General features: G+C 31.5%; 17 protein-coding genes and 1 other RNA gene. 6 read left to right on the forward strand and 12 right to left on the reverse strand.

Features of this window, described 5'->3' with window-relative positions:
* Positions 1 to 3 precede the first annotated feature (3 nt).
* The 3 genes from gatE to AW732_RS01500 are packed head-to-tail and all read right to left on the reverse strand — an operon-like array spanning position 4 to position 5,447.
* A complete protein-coding gene (gene gatE, locus AW732_RS01490; protein WP_067957459.1) occupies positions 4 to 1,911 on the reverse strand; it encodes a Glu-tRNA(Gln) amidotransferase subunit GatE in 1,908 nt (635 codons plus the stop codon).
* 12 nt (positions 1,912 to 1,923) lie between these two features.
* On the reverse strand, positions 1,924 to 3,213 hold the full coding sequence (gene gatD, locus AW732_RS01495; protein WP_067957463.1) for a Glu-tRNA(Gln) amidotransferase subunit GatD: 1,290 nt from the start codon (positions 3,211 to 3,213) through the stop codon (positions 1,924 to 1,926).
* Positions 3,214 to 3,245: 32 nt separating this feature from the next.
* Positions 3,246 to 5,447, reverse strand: coding sequence for a CDC48 family AAA ATPase (locus AW732_RS01500; RefSeq protein WP_067957465.1), 2,202 nt, complete (start codon positions 5,445 to 5,447; stop codon positions 3,246 to 3,248).
* Positions 5,448 to 5,551: 104 nt separating this feature from the next.
* Here AW732_RS01500 and AW732_RS01505 point away from each other — a divergent pair, with 104 nt between their 5' ends.
* On the forward strand, positions 5,552 to 6,286 hold the full coding sequence (locus AW732_RS01505) for a 50S ribosomal protein L2 (protein WP_067957468.1): 735 nt from the start codon (positions 5,552 to 5,554) through the stop codon (positions 6,284 to 6,286).
* A gap of 50 nt (positions 6,287 to 6,336) precedes the next feature.
* Positions 6,337 to 6,615 (forward strand): acylphosphatase, encoded by a 279-nt coding sequence (locus AW732_RS01510; RefSeq protein ID WP_067957469.1) that lies wholly within the window; start codon positions 6,337 to 6,339, stop codon positions 6,613 to 6,615.
* On the opposite strand, the gene AW732_RS01515 is transcribed toward AW732_RS01510, so the two are convergent.
* The 4 genes from AW732_RS01515 to AW732_RS01530 form a co-directional block, all read right to left on the reverse strand.
* Entirely contained in the window at positions 6,612 to 6,944 is a 333-nt protein-coding gene (locus tag AW732_RS01515) for a hypothetical protein (RefSeq protein ID WP_067957539.1), read from the reverse strand. The two genes, AW732_RS01510 and AW732_RS01515, sit on opposite strands and share 4 nt — an antisense overlap.
* Positions 6,945 to 6,975: 31 nt before the next feature.
* Positions 6,976 to 7,287: signal recognition particle sRNA (gene ffs / locus AW732_RS01520), an RNA gene on the reverse strand.
* Between the two features lie 35 nt (positions 7,288 to 7,322).
* Positions 7,323 to 8,243 (reverse strand): TIGR00269 family protein, encoded by a 921-nt coding sequence (locus AW732_RS01525; RefSeq protein WP_067957471.1) that lies wholly within the window; start codon positions 8,241 to 8,243, stop codon positions 7,323 to 7,325.
* 41 nt (positions 8,244 to 8,284) lie between these two features.
* On the reverse strand, positions 8,285 to 9,436 hold the full coding sequence (locus AW732_RS01530) for a site-2 protease family protein (RefSeq protein ID WP_067957476.1): 1,152 nt from the start codon (positions 9,434 to 9,436) through the stop codon (positions 8,285 to 8,287).
* Between the two features lie 88 nt (positions 9,437 to 9,524).
* On the opposite strand from AW732_RS01530, the gene cutA reads away from it, so the two are divergent.
* Positions 9,525 to 9,836, forward strand: coding sequence for a divalent-cation tolerance protein CutA (cutA, locus tag AW732_RS01535; RefSeq protein ID WP_067957481.1), 312 nt, complete (start codon positions 9,525 to 9,527; stop codon positions 9,834 to 9,836).
* On the opposite strand, the gene AW732_RS01540 is transcribed toward cutA, so the two are convergent.
* Together AW732_RS01540 and AW732_RS01545 are read right to left on the reverse strand one after the other, a co-directional pair.
* Positions 9,833 to 10,876, reverse strand: coding sequence for an mRNA surveillance protein pelota (locus AW732_RS01540; protein WP_067957484.1), 1,044 nt, complete (start codon positions 10,874 to 10,876; stop codon positions 9,833 to 9,835). The two genes, cutA and AW732_RS01540, sit on opposite strands and share 4 nt — an antisense overlap.
* Positions 10,877 to 10,908: 32 nt before the next feature.
* The gene (locus AW732_RS01545) at positions 10,909 to 11,325 is read right to left on the reverse strand and encodes a hypothetical protein (RefSeq protein WP_067957544.1); all 417 of its coding nucleotides are present in this window, start codon (positions 11,323 to 11,325) and stop codon (positions 10,909 to 10,911) included.
* Positions 11,326 to 11,495: 170 nt separating this feature from the next.
* Here AW732_RS01545 and AW732_RS01550 point away from each other — a divergent pair, with 170 nt between their 5' ends.
* Positions 11,496 to 11,915 (forward strand): secondary thiamine-phosphate synthase enzyme YjbQ, encoded by a 420-nt coding sequence (locus tag AW732_RS01550; protein WP_067957487.1) that lies wholly within the window; start codon positions 11,496 to 11,498, stop codon positions 11,913 to 11,915.
* 4 nt (positions 11,916 to 11,919) lie between these two features.
* Here AW732_RS01550 and AW732_RS08645 read toward each other — a convergent pair whose 3' ends face one another.
* From AW732_RS08645 to AW732_RS01560, 3 genes are read right to left on the reverse strand one after another with little or no spacing between them, the layout of a single operon-like run.
* Positions 11,920 to 12,084: a hypothetical protein gene (locus AW732_RS08645; protein WP_172790365.1), complete on the reverse strand. Its 165-nt coding sequence runs from the start codon at positions 12,082 to 12,084 to the stop codon at positions 11,920 to 11,922.
* Between the two features lie 42 nt (positions 12,085 to 12,126).
* Positions 12,127 to 12,576 (reverse strand): metal-dependent transcriptional regulator, encoded by a 450-nt coding sequence (locus AW732_RS01555; protein ID WP_067957490.1) that lies wholly within the window; start codon positions 12,574 to 12,576, stop codon positions 12,127 to 12,129.
* 2 nt (positions 12,577 to 12,578) lie between these two features.
* On the reverse strand, positions 12,579 to 13,346 hold the full coding sequence (locus AW732_RS01560; protein ID WP_067957547.1) for a helix-turn-helix domain-containing protein: 768 nt from the start codon (positions 13,344 to 13,346) through the stop codon (positions 12,579 to 12,581).
* Between the two features lie 116 nt (positions 13,347 to 13,462).
* Between AW732_RS01560 and tes the strand changes: the two genes are divergently transcribed.
* Together tes and AW732_RS01570 are read left to right on the forward strand one after the other, a co-directional pair.
* Positions 13,463 to 15,127, forward strand: coding sequence for a tetraether lipid synthase Tes (tes, locus tag AW732_RS01565; RefSeq protein WP_172790366.1), 1,665 nt, complete (start codon positions 13,463 to 13,465; stop codon positions 15,125 to 15,127).
* Between the two features lie 174 nt (positions 15,128 to 15,301).
* Positions 15,302 to 16,640, forward strand: a 1,339-nt coding sequence (locus tag AW732_RS01570) for an STT3 domain-containing protein (protein ID WP_348625409.1), incomplete at its 3' end; no start/stop codon positions are given.

Genomic DNA, 16,640 nt, shown 5'->3' on the forward strand with positions numbered 1-16,640 from the left:
TTCTCAACTTTCTTCTAATTTCTTTTTAATATTCTCTAATAGAAGATTGTTGATTATTTCTCCAGATGCTTTACCCCTTAATTCTTTCATTGCAATTCCCATTAATGGACCAATTGCTCTTTCTTTTTGATTTTTAATTATTTCTTGGTTTTTGTCTACTATAATTTTGATAATTTGATCTAAATCTTCATTATTAATTGACTCAATTGAAGTATTTTTCATAGCTTCTTCCACATTTTCTGATTTATTTGACATAATATTTTCAAGTATTATTTCCATTGATTCTTTTGCAATTTTTTCTTTATCTAATAGTTCAAACAATTTGAAAATTTCTTGATTTTTTAATAAATCTGAGTTCAATCCCTTTCTTTCTAAATTTGTAATTGTTGAACAAAGAATTGATGCAACAAATGTTGGATTTGTTTTAATTTTTTCAATAATATTTTCAAATAATTCAATATATTTAGAATCAAAAATTTGTTCTGCAAGTTGTTTATTCATTTTGTATTTTGTTTCTATTTCTTTTATTGCATCATCCCATAATTTTGGAATATTTTGTTCTGCATCACTTAATTCTTTTTCAGAAACTATTATTGGTGGAATATCTGTTTCTGGATACATTCTTGCAGCACCTGGTCTTGGTCGGAGAAATTTTGTTTCTCCTGTAGGGGTAGCCAACCTTGTATCAATTGGTATTCCTTGATTTTTGATATGTTCAATTCTAACAATGATTTGGTCAATTACCGTATGAATTTTTTCTTCAGAAGCTGCTAAAATCAAAAATGCATCATTTTCAGTAATTTTTAATATATTTCTTAATTCTTGGATGTCTGATGGTTCTATACCGTAATTTGGTAATTCATCAGAATGAAAAACTCCTCCAATTCCAAAAAATCTTACTAATTCTGCAATCTCTTTTCCTAATCTTATGCCTTCATATGGTAAATATCCAAAAATTCCCTTCAAGTTTTTAAAAGAAATTGCCATGATCTTTTGATTTTTCTTTATAGCATTTTGAATAATTTTTGATTGACATTTTGAAAACATCTCTGTAATGTCTTTTTTGTCATCCTTGTCATGTTTCCAATTAGTTTCTTGAATTTTTTTTGAAATTTTTAGTAATCCATGCTGTCTTTTTGCTTCATATTCTACAACTTTTTCTAACTGATCTAATTGTTGAACTCCTTTAACCTCAATAACAACACCTCCGCCATCTTTAATGGATACATTAACATCTTGTCTAATTGATCCTAATCCTCTTTTTACTTTTTTTGTACTCCTCAAAATTCTTCCTAGGGATAAAGCAATTTTTTTTATCTCACTTAGTTCCACTTCAAAAGGTTCTGTTGCAATTTCTACTAACGGAACACCTAATCGCTCTAATCCAAATTTTCTAGTAGTTCCTTCATCACCCAAATTTTTTGCAGCATCTTCTTCCAAACAAATTGATTGAATTCCTATTTTTTTATCCCCTGCATCATAAAATCCTCCTTGGGAAATTAACATTGTTCGTTGAAATCCTGTTGTATTAGAACCATCAATCACAGTTTTTCTCATTGGATATATTTCACTAAAAATTTTTGATTTTAGAGCTGCAGCAATAACTAATGCAATTTTTCTAGCATCTTTATCTAATTCATGTGGTGGTTCTTCATCTTGTTCAACTAAACAACTACTTTCTTCATTTGCATAATACATGATAGTTTTTGATTTTGTACTTTCGAAAAGTGCAGCAGGATCAAATTCACCTAATTCACTTTTGGAAGCTCGTAATTTTCTTTGAAATTTAATTGAATAGTCTTCAGATTCTATTGATTTACAATTACAAAATAATTTTTTATTAGTTTCAAGTTGTTGATGTATTTCTAAGCCTACTTTTACGCCTACATCTTTAATTGAAAATTTTTCCATCTTATTACCTAATCACGTTGAAAATTCTGATGCAATTTCTTTTAACATATTTTCTTTAATTTCATCAAATTTTTCAGTATTTCCTGTTACCCACATTGCTTTTACTAATGCAATTTCTGGAATCATATTTTCTAATGGAATAATTCCTAAATTTAATAGATCTCTTCCACTCTCATATACTGTCATTCTTACTCTACCATCAATACATTGAGATGTCATTCCCATAAAAATTCCCTTTTCATTTGCTATTTTCACTATTGGATACATATTCTCTCCAATGTGTCCTAATCCTGTTCCTTCAAAAATTATTGCTTTAAATCCTGAATCTATTAAATTTTTTAATAAATCTGAATTATATCCTGGATGATATTTGACTAAAGCAACTTTTTGATTAATTTTTATTTTTGGTTCAAATTCATTAACTTTGAAAAAATTTCTTTTCATATTTTTCTGAATTTTATTATTTATAATTAAAAATGCTGGATCATTTCCTATTGTTTGAAATGCTCCTCTTTTACTAGTATGATTTTTTCTTACACGTGTACCAATATGGCATGCAATTGCTTCATCATTTTCGTCATGATGCATTGCAATGTAAATTCCATTTGTTTTTGATTCAATAAGAAATTTTACTGCACCAATTAGATTCAATGCAGCATCCGATGATGCTCGGTCTGATGATCTTTGTGAACCAACTAATGCAATAGGTATTGGAAAACCTGCTAATGCAAATGAGAGATATGATGATGTGTAATGCATTGTATCTGTTCCATGAGCAATTATTATTCCTGCATATTGCGAATTACTGTACTCCTTTATTGTTTCAGCAATTTTTAACCAATGCTCAGGCATAATATTTTCAGAATATTCTGAAAATAGTACCTTTGTTTCAATATTTGCAATTTTTCCAAGTTCTGGAACTGATGAATTAAGTTCTTCAGCTGTTAATACCGGCGTAACTGCACCAGTTCTATAATCAATTTTACTTGCAATTGTGCCGCCCGTTGATAATAATAAAATATTTGGCAAACTATCATTTTTTTCAACTTTTTCATTTGTTTCAATATTTTTTTCCATAGGTGATTTTTTTTCAACTTTTTCAACTTTTTCAACTTCTAATCCGATATTGTACCCACTTTTCAATTTTAAGACAATGTGTTTGTCATCATTGTGTTCATATCTTGGCATAATAATTCCCGAATATGTAATGTCAGCTAAAATTTTAACAGAATCACCTATTGCAATTTTATTTGTTTTTAAAAATTCTAATGAATTTCCATGATAACCAGTGTATTCTGACATTTATGAGAATTAGAATTACTATTTTATTAAAACTACCTGTAATAGGAAGCGACTAATTTTTCACCCATCTTAAGGTCTTTTTGCTCTCTTACTTTCTTAACTGCATCTTCAAAGTGTTTCATTGTTACTTTGGCTTCTATGCTGGTTTTTTCTATTTCTTTTACATCTGGATGTGAATCTAAGAATTCGTGAATAACTAATGATACGGCAGTATTTGCAATAGATGCTGTATCCGCACCACTTAATCCATCTGTGATTTCAGCTAATTTGTCAAAATCGACATGTTTTGGATCACTTGATTCACTAACAGTTGGAATCTTTTCAGCATTAATTTTTAGAATACTCTTTCTACTTTCTTTATCTGGTAATGGGATTTGAATAATTTTATCAAATCTTCCTGGTCTTAACAATGCTGGATCAATCATGTCAGCTCTATTTGTTGCTGCTAAAACAATTACTCCGTGCATATTTTCCATTCCATCTAATTCGGTAAGTAATTGACTGACAACTCTTTCAGTAACTGCTGTTTCTCCACCAGCCCCTCTAATTGGTGCAATTGAATCAATTTCATCAAAGAAGACTACACATGGTGCAGATTGTCTTGCTCTTTTGAAAATTTCTCTAATTCCTCTTTCAGACTCACCAACCCATTTTGATAATAATTCAGGTCCTCTTACTGAAACAAAGTTTGCTTCACTTTGTGTTGCAACTGCTTTTGCAAGTAAAGTCTTACCAGTTCCACTTGGACCATGTAGTAAGATGCCTCTTGGCATATTGTGTCCTAGTTTATCATACAATGCAGGATATTTCATTGGCCATTCAACTGCTTCTTGTAATTCTTGTTTAACATCTTCTAAACCCCCAACTTCTTCCCATTTTATGTCCGGATTTTCAATGAATACTTCTCTCATTCCAGATGGAGTAACTTCAATCAATGCTTTTGTAAAGTCCTCATGATTTACAATTAGTTTATCTAAAGTCTCTGGAGGAAGTTTTTCTTCTTCTAAATTCAGTTCTGGTAATAATCTTCTCAAACATTTCATTGCTGCCTCTTTACATAGATATTCCAAGTCTGCACCAACATATCCGTGACTAATTGAAGCAATTTTATCAATATTTACTGGTAATTCTTGACTATCATCTGCCAAAGGCATGTTTCTACTGTGTATTGCAAGAATGTCTCTTCGTCCTTTTTTATCTGGTACTTTAATCTCAATTTCTCTATCAAATCTTCCTGGTCGTCTTAATGCAGGATCAATTGCATTTGGTCTATTTGTTGCTGCAATAACAATTACTTTTCCTCTTCCTTCTAATCCATCCATTAATGATAACATTTGTGAAACAACTCTTCGTTCAACCTCTCCTGTAACTTCTTCTCTTTTTGGTGCAATTGAATCAATTTCATCAACAAAAATTATTGATGGTGCTTTTTCTCTTGCTTCTTTGAAAATTTCTCTTAATCGAGCTTCACTTTCTCCATAAAACTTACTCATAATTTCAGGACCTGAAATACTAATGAAATGAGCTTGACTCTCATTTGCAACTGCTTTTGCAAGTAAAGTCTTACCAGTTCCTGGAGGACCATAAAGCAAGACACCTTTTGGTGCTTCAATACCAAGCTTCTCAAAAATTTCAGGATGTCTTAATGGAAGTTCAATCATCTCTCTTACTTTCTTAATTTCATTATGTATACCACCAATGTCTTCATAGGTTACTTGTGGAACTCCACGTAATGTTTCTCCTTTTTCTGCAATATGGAAAACTGTTTTTTGTGTAATCAAAACTGCATCAGCAGCTGGTGTAACACCAATAACTTGAAATGTTAATCGTCCACCAAAATATGGAACCATTACATTATCTCCTTTGATTAATGGTACACTCTCTAAAGCATCAGCAAGATATCTTTCATCAATTGGAGGAATTGCTTCTAATGGTGCAACTACTACTTTTTCAGCTGCAGTTGCTTTAATTTTTCTAACTGAAATTGTATCTCCAATTGCAATTCCTGAATTATTTCTTCCTAATCCGTCAATTCTAATAATTCCTTTGCCCTCATCAGATGGGTATAATGGAAGACATTTTGCAACTGTTCTTCTCTTACCTTTAATCTCAATTACATCACCAGTTGATGCATTTAGCGTATCCATTGAATCATAATCAATTCTTGCTACTCCTCTTCCTACATCTCTTGTATATGCTTCAAGAACTTTGAGAGAAAGAGCATTTTGACTCATACAAAAAGAACCTCCAATCTAATTTTTATACCTTTGTGGTAATTCTCTCATATTCTTATCCATACCAAAGCTTAAAATTCTCTTTTCAGATTGAAACGATCAACTTGGGTAAAAGACCATTAGTACGTAGACGAGGCCGTGGAGGCAATCAATTTAGATCGACTGCTACTGGTAAAGTAGGAAAAACTGCAAATTATCCACGTTTTCCACTAGCAGAAAATCATGTTGGTGAAATTATTGATTTAGTTCACGAGCGTGGACGAGAAGCACCTTTATCTAAAGTAAGATTTGAAGATGGTTCTATTTCCTTTATTCCTGCAGTACTTGGAACAAAGGTTGGAGAATCATTACAATTTGGTTTAAAATCAAAAATTGAACAAGGAAATGTAATAAGTGTTCAAAACATTCCTGATGGCACACTTGTTTGTAATATTGAAAGACACTTTGGTGATGGTGGTGCCATAGTAAAGTCTGCAGGAACTAATGCAACTATTTTCTCTCATGGAGACGATGGTGTCACAATTAAACTTCCTTCTGGGAAATTCGCAACGCTTAACCCAAAAAATAGAGCAATGATAGGTACTCTTGCTGGTGGTGGAGCAACTGAACGTCACTTTATGAGTGCTGGAAACAAATGGCGAAGTTTCAAAGCTAAAGGAAAGAAATATCCAATTGTTAGAGGTGTTGCACAAGCAGCATATGTTCACCCACACGGCGGTGGTCGTCACCAACACGTTGGACAAAGTTCTACTGTTTCTAGAGATGCTCCTCCTGGTGCAAAGGTAGGAAGTATTGCTGCTAGAAAAACAGGTAGAGCTAGAATTAAAGAAAGAAAGTAGTTTATCTTTAAACTTAAAATTGATTAAGAACTTTCTTGTGTTTTCTATTAATGACAAATCAGCGTGTTAGACTTTTTGTTAGTGGTAGAGTGCAGGGAGTCTTCTTTCGTCAAAGTCTAAAAGCTAAATCTGTTCAAAATAATATTCTTGGATGGGTAAAAAATCTTCCAGATGGTCGTGTTGAATGTGTTTTAGAGGGTACTAAAGACAATATTTCTAAACTTGTTAAATGGGCACATATTGGTCCTGCAAATTCAATAGTAGAAAATGTTGAAATACATAACGAGGAATTTAATAATGAATTTTCAAAGTTTGATGTTTTGTATTAACGAATATTTTCATAAGCATTTTTGAAAAATTCAGTAAATTCTGAAATTTGTTGTTCTTTTTTTATTTGTATAATCTGGATTGGATCTTTTCTACTTTTTTGAATTTTAATTTTCACTCCTTCTCTTTCTGGTTCTACATCAAGAAACCATCTAAATGTCATTGATTTACAAAACACAACTCTGTGCATTCTAACATCTTCTATTACATTTTCACCTAATCTGAAGCAGAACTCTCTTATTGAATCAAAAAGAGGTATGACATCTATTGGAATTTGTTTTTTAAAATCCTCATAATTTCTTTTATTTCCAAATGAAATAATTCCTTCCATGATCATGCAAATTTGATTTTAATTATAAAGGTAGTAGATCCGCTGGTTCCAGTCTAGACGAATAGCCCCATTTCAAGGCATACAAGATCCGCCACGTAGACGAGGAAGCGTGGATGCTCCACCTTAGGATTGCTCCCTCCCGGACCTCATCCCTTTCGATAGTTCGGTCTTAGAAGTTATTCCTTCGAATATTTCTAGTCCTGCAACCACCCGCCTCGGCGTGATTTCATTTCCGCACACCAAGCGGGAATTACCCATCTAGAGATTTACCCAACAGTTGCTGATCTCTGCATATAGCCGGTTTCAGAATAGGGCACGGCTGGCGCCCCAATCCTACCTACTACCGCTTTTTCTAAAAGATGACATGTTATATTTGCATTAGGTTCGATTTGATTTTAATTTCAAGACCATAGTGCATACTGAGCATATTTGACCTGTACATTCCGCACCACATTTTTCACATTTTGTTTTGTTTTTTGAATTTAAATCTGAATTTTTCATTACTTCTGAAACTTTGATTATTGATTGATACAAGTTATTTTTAATTCCACTTCGTTGATTTTCTAATGAATTTAAAAATTCACGAATGTCAGTTCGTATACCTTCATTCATGTGAGGACATGGTTCAGATTGAAATGGTAGATTATTTGTAAATGCATAAAAAACAATTTCAGATTCGTAGATTTCACAAAATGGTTTTATTTTTCTTAAAGAATTTGTGGATGTATCTGGATTCATCCAACCAACTTTAGTTGTATCTCCTGAAAGCATATTTATCACAAATGTTTGTAATGTATCATCTAAATTATGTCCTGTTGCAATTAGATCTGCTCCAACATCCTTTGCTGCATAATCCATTGCACGTCTTCTAAACGTTCCACACATTGAACATGATGATGTTTTTTCATTTTCTCGTAAGTCTAATGCCTCATCAAGTGTTAATTCAAAAAGATCTTTGTAAGAATATATTTTATATTCAACACTTAATTCGTTACATACTTTTTTCACAATTTCTAATGCTTCATTTCTATAACCTGGAATTCCTTCATCTATTGTAATTACTTTTATTCTAAAATTGTGAGTTAATGACATTTCATGAATAACTTTTAACAATGCCAATGAATCTTTACCTCCTGAAACAGCTACAGCAACTAATTCGTCATGTTTAATCATTTTATATTTTGAAATTGTTTTAGCAGTTTTTTTTACAATAGATTTTGAAAAACATTGTGAGCATAACTTCTCTCCGGAATATTTTCTTGTATATGCTGCAGGATTTTCACATCTGTTGCATGTCATAAAATTAAGTAGAATTTTTCATTAATGATTCTTTAGGTGATTTAGATTGTAAACCATCCTGATTTCATATATGACAAAGCAATATTGAGACCAAATAAAATGAACGTGAATGCGTAAATTACCCACATTGTCATTTTAACTGCTTTTTCTGACATTCTTTTATCAATAATGATATGAATGAATTTTCCACCGTCTAGAATTGGTAACGGCAACATGTTGATTATTCCAATGAAAAATGAAATCATCCATAACCATAACAAGAACATTGAAACAGTTGGATCATTCCATTCAATGAAATTCATTACAGGTTTGTATGCAAACGAATTATCTCTCATAATTCCAATTAATCCTCTTTCAGGATCATCTGGTGCTGGCATTACTAGTAATTCAAAATTCATTGGTTGACCTTCTCTAAGTATTGAAACAGTAGCAGTTTCACCTGGATTCAAACTAGGGAAATCCGCAGGCACAAGAATCGGTATGTCATTTATTGAAGTAATAATGTCATTTGCAAGTAATCCTGCTTGTTCAGCTCCTGAATTTTCTATAATTGAAAGTATCAAAACGCCTTCAGGTAATTCGTAAAATGTACTCAATAGTGGTTCTGGAACAACCATTGCAAAAAATGGATTTGTTAATAGAATAAGTCCTAACACAAATGCAAACAAAACATTTGATGTTGCGCCTGCTCCAATTACTCTTAATTTTGAAATCTTTTTTGCTTTTTCAAATTCTTCTTCATCTGGTTCAACAAAACCTGCAAACATTGCAATAAAAATTGCAAAACCACCTGTCTTGATTCTAATCTTTTCAAGTGCTGCTACAATTCCATGTCCACCTTCATGCATTACAAGTACAATTGGAATAGAAAGTAAAAAGTAGGTAATTGCTGGTGCTGAAGTTAATGTAACACCCGGAATTAATACGGTTAATTCATTAAATTCTGATTGTGCGACAAAAAAGTTTGAAACATTATTTAGTAAAAACCAAAATGCAAAACCCATCATTATGAACCCTGCAATAACACTAACATTTGCAAATACAGATACTGCTGATCTTGTTCTGCCGAGAATTTTTATTAAAAGTTCATTGACTCCTTTATTTTTATAAACTAGACTGTATGCCTTTATTTCAAAACCAAATCGCTCTAATTTTAGAGCCTTGGCTGATATGAAAATAACTACCCAAGCCATTAAGACATAGATTATCGAATTTTCTGTAATAAAATCAAGTTCCAAACTAATTGTTAATTTTTTAAAGTACGGGCATTTATCGGTTACTGTGAAACCAGTGTTTATCGTATCTACATATCCTAATAAAAAATCAATTTTAAAAATTGCTAATGAATTTATTAAAAATAAGACTATAGCATGTGTTAATATTTCAAAAATTGATTCTGTATATTCCTGGAATGGGAAAATTCAAAATTCACCAGAATATATTGCAATATTCAAAACTGTGACAAAAAATAAAATTAATCTCAAAAAGATAATTGAAGAAACTCATCCATATGATGTTCCTGAAATAGCAGAAATTGATGTTACTTCAATAAATAAATCATATCTGAACTGGTTAATTGAATCAACAAATTAAGTCTCTAATGAATATCGTAGCAAAGAAACTATTCCACCTAAACCTGTAACTCTTAATCCGATATCTGTAGACGAGTCAACACTGTAAATTTTAACTCCTTTATTTTCTACATCATTTAGAAAATCCATTATTTCTTGTTCATTATTATCTTGAATTATTTTATCTGAAAAAACTAATGATTCTACAGCACCGATTTGATTAGCTTCCGACGTTTCATTATACCCCATTGTGAATTTTTTACTTTTTTTATTAGCAAGAATCATTATTTCATCAATTATTGCTGCAGCTTTTGCTAATTTACTATCTGACATTATTTCATGCATTGTTTGAGATTTTGTAAATGTGTAAATCCCATCTTCTCCACCTGAGTCTACTCCATCAACAACTTGAATTTTATATTTTTGTAATTTTTGTAAATGATTTGCAAATCTTTTTTTTGTTTCACCTGGGCCAAAAATTACTATCATGTCACCCTCTTTCAAAATGGAATTTACTGCTTGATGTACATGTTCAAAAAATTTTTCAATTTTAAAACTAGTTTTGTATCTCTTACCCCCTGATCCAGAATAAATATTGGGCATGAATTCTAAATGGGTTCCTCTTAATCTTGCAATTCCACAATCTGCAGTATCAATTGCAATTAGGACAAAACTAACTTGATTATTACTTGATTTCAAAAGTTTTTTTTCAACTGGTAACCATTTTTTCTTTGAAATTGTTATTCCATCATTTAATTCTAAAATAAATGAATGATGTGAACCATGTGGTACTGATTCGTTACTTGATTCAGAAATTATTCCACTTATTCTTAATTTATCTAAAACTTCATCAAGAGAAATTTTTTCTACCGTTAGTGCAATTCTAATTTTAATTCTTTCACCTTTATCTGGTCTTGCATATTCTTTATCTTGTTTTAAAACTCTAGTTGTATCTCCGATTACTTTATCATTTTGTCTAATTATTCGTCGTAAATTCAATAAATCTTCGGAATCTTCAGGAATAACTGAAATTAAATTTTCATCTATTGTTTTTGTAATCATATTATTAAAATAATTTACAAAAAGTAAAGTGTTTAGTTTGTAGTTTCACTAGTTTTCTCTTCTTGTGATTTTTTCTTTAGATAATTTTCAACCCAATCTAAAGTAAGAACACCTGCTTCTGCTAGATTTGTTAAAGAATTTGGAGAAGCTTCACCTGTCACTTTACCTTCCATTCTTCTAATTTGTCTCCATTTTAGTGATGTATTTCCGCTTTTTGAATTATAAATTATTCCAAGTACATCTCTTGCATTCATAAATTTGATATCTCTGATTTTTTTCAGCGTTACTTTATCAGCTGCTTCTACGTATATTGCACCCAAATTATCTTCTCTTTCTGCAAATACCTCTGAATCTTCTAAATAACTTCTTGGTGCATAAGATTTACACGTACTAGAAATGATAAATCTTCTAAAACTTTCTAATGTTGCAGGCGTGCTGATTGTGACCATTTTGTTTAACTTACTATTTGCCATTTATCAAGCTTCTTGAAAGACTCAAAAGGAATATCACTAAAAACTGCCTTACAGGCTGTGATGTTCCTATCCCTCTGATTAATGATGAGGATCTTGAGTTCTGAGCCTGCTAAATCACTTTAATTGGTGATTAGTCTTGAAAAATTATGAAATCATTAACCAAACATCTTACATTTAATATTAAATCACGAAGAGGATTTGTCAATATTACTCCTGATATACGAAAATTAGTGGATCAAAGTAAAGTCCAAGAAGGATTATGTCTTGTTAATGCTATGCATATCACTGCAAGTGTATTCATCAATGACAATGAAGATGGATTACTTTATGACTATGAAAAATGGTTAGAAGAATTAGCACCTCATTCTCCAATTGAACAATACAAACACAATGATACTGGAGAAGATAATGCTGATGCACATCTAAAAAGACAAGTGATGGGACGTGAAGTAGTTGTTGCAATTACAAATGGTAAATTAGATTTTGGTCCATGGGAACAAATTTTCTATGGTGAATTTGACGGTAAAAGACCAAAAAGAGTTTTAGTTAAAATTATTGGGGAATAATTTTCTATCCGAAATCTGCGTCACGTTTTTGACTTTGTGATTCATTCTTTCTTGCAGCATCTCTAAATGCATCATCGTGGTTTTGAGGTCCATGTTCACATTTTACACATGCAATTTTAAAACCATCTTCATTTTTAACATAGGTCTCACATCCACAAAAACACGCCATGATTTATCTAATTTTTAATATGATATATCTTTTGGGATATTTTTAATTTTTTTTGCAACATTCACCCATTGGAATTTCGCGGTCATGTGGACTTTTTCTTGGGTGATTTAACATTGTACATAATGCATCTGTGAATTGTTTATTCATATGATGCTCAATTCCACATACCATTTCTTCATCAATTTCTACTTTTAATGCACTATCCATTAAGACTTCTAATAATCTACTATTTCTGATCATACTTGCACCAATTGATTCTCCTTCTTCTGTAAGATTTACACCTGCTTTGTTGTACTCTACAAGATTTTTAGTATTTAATTTTTTTAACATTTGAACTACACTTGGTTGTCTAATATTGAGAATTTTTGCAATTGTACTAATTTTAACATCATCACCTCTTTCTCTAATATGCCAAATTGCTTTAAGATACATTTCAACGTGTTCTGCTTCTGCAGTTCCAACAAACAGTTTTTCTTCATCACGTATATCCATAATTACACCTTCTTTGAATCTTTTAATAAATATTCAAAATATTGTCGTGCAAATCCTGCTAAACCAATATGATCTGCCCAAATTGCAATGATATCTGATGAATTTTCGCCTGCAATTTCTGGACCTAATAAAATCACAACATATCTTTTATCTGAAATTATGCCTCCTCCAAACAATCCTTTCTTAATTTTAACATCTGCAACTCTTTTAATTGACGTAATTGATTCTTTATCGATTTTATCTGATGTGAGAATTGTAATTTTTACTCCTTTGTCATGTAGTGCTCTTAGTTTAGGTAATGCTTGTTTAACTAATTCTATACCGACTTCTGGCAGTGTGATCATTACTTCATCTCTACAACTATCTACCATCTCCAAAATTTTTGCTGTAATGTTTACTGCTCCTGACAAAACCCATATGTCTGGTCTTTCACTCGTTCCACTTTTTTCATATATGGGTACTAGTTCATTTAAAATTACATTTTGATTTTGTAAAAAGTCACTTTCCATTTTTTGTTTTGTACTTTCTACCCCTGTTGCTGGTGACTTTGCAAAATATTTTGTTGGTCTTGAATCATCTGATCCGATCCATCCTTTTTCTTCTAATGTTCCTAGTACTTCGTAGATTTTTGAATATGGCACACCTGATTTCTGACTAAGATCTGATGCTGTCATTTCTCCTGACTTTAGTAGTGCAGAAAATGTTTTGATTTCATAACTTGTAAGACCTATTTTTTCTAGAGACTTTTTTGTTTTATCTGATATGCTCATCCGATCTAATCGATCAGTTTTGATATTTAAACCACTCACGACTATTTACTAAATTCCACACGGGGGTAAGTGTGAAACAGATTATATACTGTTTTTTGAGAAATTTAGATACAAGCATGGCACTAATTCAGATTTCTAATCAATCCAGTAAGAATTTGGGTAAAAAATCTACTATTAGATTTACTCAAAGTATCTGCCCTGATTGTAACATGATTTTGGATGCTGAGGTATTTGAAAGAGATAGCCAAGTTTTCATGTCAAAAATTTGTCCAACTCACGGTGAATGTGAGGAATTATACTTTGGTTCTTATGAAATGTACAAAAAATTCAGTACTTACTGGATGGATGGTAAAGGTGCACATTCTCCAAATGTAATGATTGACAAATGTTCTTGTCCAAATAACTGTGGCTTGTGTTCTAATCACTTATCTCACAGTGGATTAGCAAACATGATTGTAACTAATAGATGTGATTTAACATGTTGGTATTGTTTCTTTTATGTAAAGAAAGGACTTGAAGGTGCTTACATGTACGAACCAGATCATACTCAAGTTAGAGGTATGATGAAAACTCTAAGAGCAGAAAGACCAATCCCAGGAAACTCTATGCAAATTACTGGTGGTGAACCAATGCTCAGAGATGATATTGCTGATGTTATTAAAATAATGAAAGAAGAAGGTGTTGACCATATTCAGATGAATACAAATGGTATTAGACATGCTATGGATCCTGAAGCAGCAAGAGAAGTTAGACTTGCTGGATGTAACAACTTGTATCTTTCATTTGACGGTGTAACTGCAAGAACAAATCCTAAAAATCACTGGGAGATTCCATATGCTCTTGATAGTTGCAGAAAAACAGGTACTACTGTTGTATTTGTTCCAACTGTAATCAAATCAATTAATGATCATGAATTAGGTGGAATTATTAGATATGCACAAAAGAACATGGATGTCGTTCACGCTGTTAACTTCCAACCAGTATCATTAACTGGTAGAATGGGTAAATCTGAACGTGAAAAATATAGAATCACCGTTCCTGATTGTGTTCAAAGAATTGAAGAACAAACCAACGGTGAAGTAACTGTTGATGATTGGTTCCCAGTTCCAAGTTGTATGCCATTAACTAATGTTATTGAAGCATTCTCAAGTAAACCAAAATACGAATTATCTATTCACTTTGCTTGTGGTGCAGGAACTTACATCTTTGAAGATGCTGATACAAAGAAATTTGTTCCGTTAACTAAATTCTGTGACATTCAAGGAATGTTGGAACTCTTTGAAGATAAAGCAGAAGAAATTCGTTCTGGTAAAAACAAGTACTTTACAATGCTTGAAGTTGTAAGAAAACTCAAAGGCTTTGTTGATACTAAAAAACAACCAGCAGGATTAGATTTAGCAAAAATGTTTGGTAATATTCTCATGAAGAGATCATTTGATTCAGTTGGTTCATGGCACGTCAAAGGATTATTCCTTGGTATGATGCACTTTCAAGACAAATACAATGAAGATTTAGAGAGATTACAAAGATGTGATATTCACTATGTTACACCAGATCTTAGAATAGTTCCATTTTGTGCATTTAATGTAATTCCAGAATGGTATAGAGATAGAATCCAAAAGAAATATTCTATTACTGTAGAGGAATGGGAAGAACGTGAAGGTGTAAAGCTTGAAGATGGTCTATACAGAGGCCTTATGAGACGTGGAGCCGGTGATGAACTTGCAGCAGGTTGTGCTAAGAGTGAAATGTTCCATCAAGCATCACAAGCAACAATGTGAATGTAGTTTTTTTATAACAAATTTTACTTAATTTACAAAGAGTAATAATAATTCTATATGTAATTAATTTAAATAATGATACAAGTCCAATTGTTCAAAATAGGGAATTTTAATTTAAAAATAAAACATTTGGTAATAATTGGAATACTGTTTTTATCATTTTCAATATCTCTTATGCTTCGTTCACAAGTTTTAGATTACGGATATGAATTAAATGAATTTGATCCATTTTTTAATTATAGAGCAACTCAGTATATTGTTGACAATGGAATAGATGCATATTTTGAATGGAACGACAGTCTAAGCTGGTACCCTAATGGTAGAGATGTCTCTGCAACTTCACAAGTATTTCTGCATTTAACAGCTGCTTCAACATATTGGATTTTTGGAGGCGGATCAGATCTATATGACTTTACTATTTTATTTCCAGTAATCTTTAGTTCTTTATCTGTAATTGTGATTTTTGCATTAGTGAGAGTTATTGGTGGTACTTCTGCAGGATTATTTTCTGCATTACTATTTTCGATTTCAATACCACTTTTAATTAGAAGCCCACTTGGATGGTTCAAATCCGAACCACTTGGATTATTTTTGGGTCTTTTAACTGTATATTTATTCTTAAGTGGAATAAATTCATATAATAAAAAAATAGCATTTATCAAACTTGCAGCAGCTGGAATTTTTACTGCATTTTCTATTTCATCTTGGGGGGGAAATCATTTTTTTATTATTCCTATAGGCATATTCTTTTTTGCATTACCATTTTTAAGAAATGATCATAAATTCATCATATGGGCAATTCCTCTTTTTACTATTAGTGTCCTCTTGTCATCATTTGGATTTGAAAGGATCGCTTCTAATTTTATTTTAGGATTAGGAGGACTGTCGTTAATTGCATCTACTCTATTTTTGGTATCTTGTATTTTAATTCAAACTAAAAGTTCAAACAATAAATCTAGAAATGCATTATTATTTTTAATTTCTATTTTGATAATTGTTTCAGGATTTCTAGTACTAAATTCAGAGTCAGCATTTCTATTAGATGGTAGCCACAGATATCTTAATGCATTAAATCCATTTTTAACTAGTGTTGATCCACTTGTTGATTCTGTTGCAGAACATGCTACTCCTGATACTGGAATAATTTTTCTATTACATTCAATATTGATGATTTTTTCTGGACTAGGAATTTGGATTATTTTATCTCACAAATCATCTGAATCACAAGTTCTTCTAAAAAATGATATGAAAGCATTTGTTATAATTTTTGGAATTACAGGTGCATATGTTAGTTCAACATTTATTCGATTAGAACTGTTTGCATCATTATCATTAATCATTTTAGCTGCTATTTCATTATCGATTTTAACAAAAAATCTTTTTAAAATAGACCCAACTACAAAAAAATCTATTATTTTAAAAATATCATTTGTTGGATTGATTCTCACATTATTTGTAACGCCTCTTGTTTATCCTGATCTAAATTGGATTTCAGCTATAGATTCTCCTCCTG

Source organism: Nitrosopumilus sp. Nsub (genome assembly GCF_001541925.1).
Taxonomy (GTDB): Archaea; Thermoproteota; Nitrososphaeria; order Nitrososphaerales; family Nitrosopumilaceae; genus Nitrosopumilus.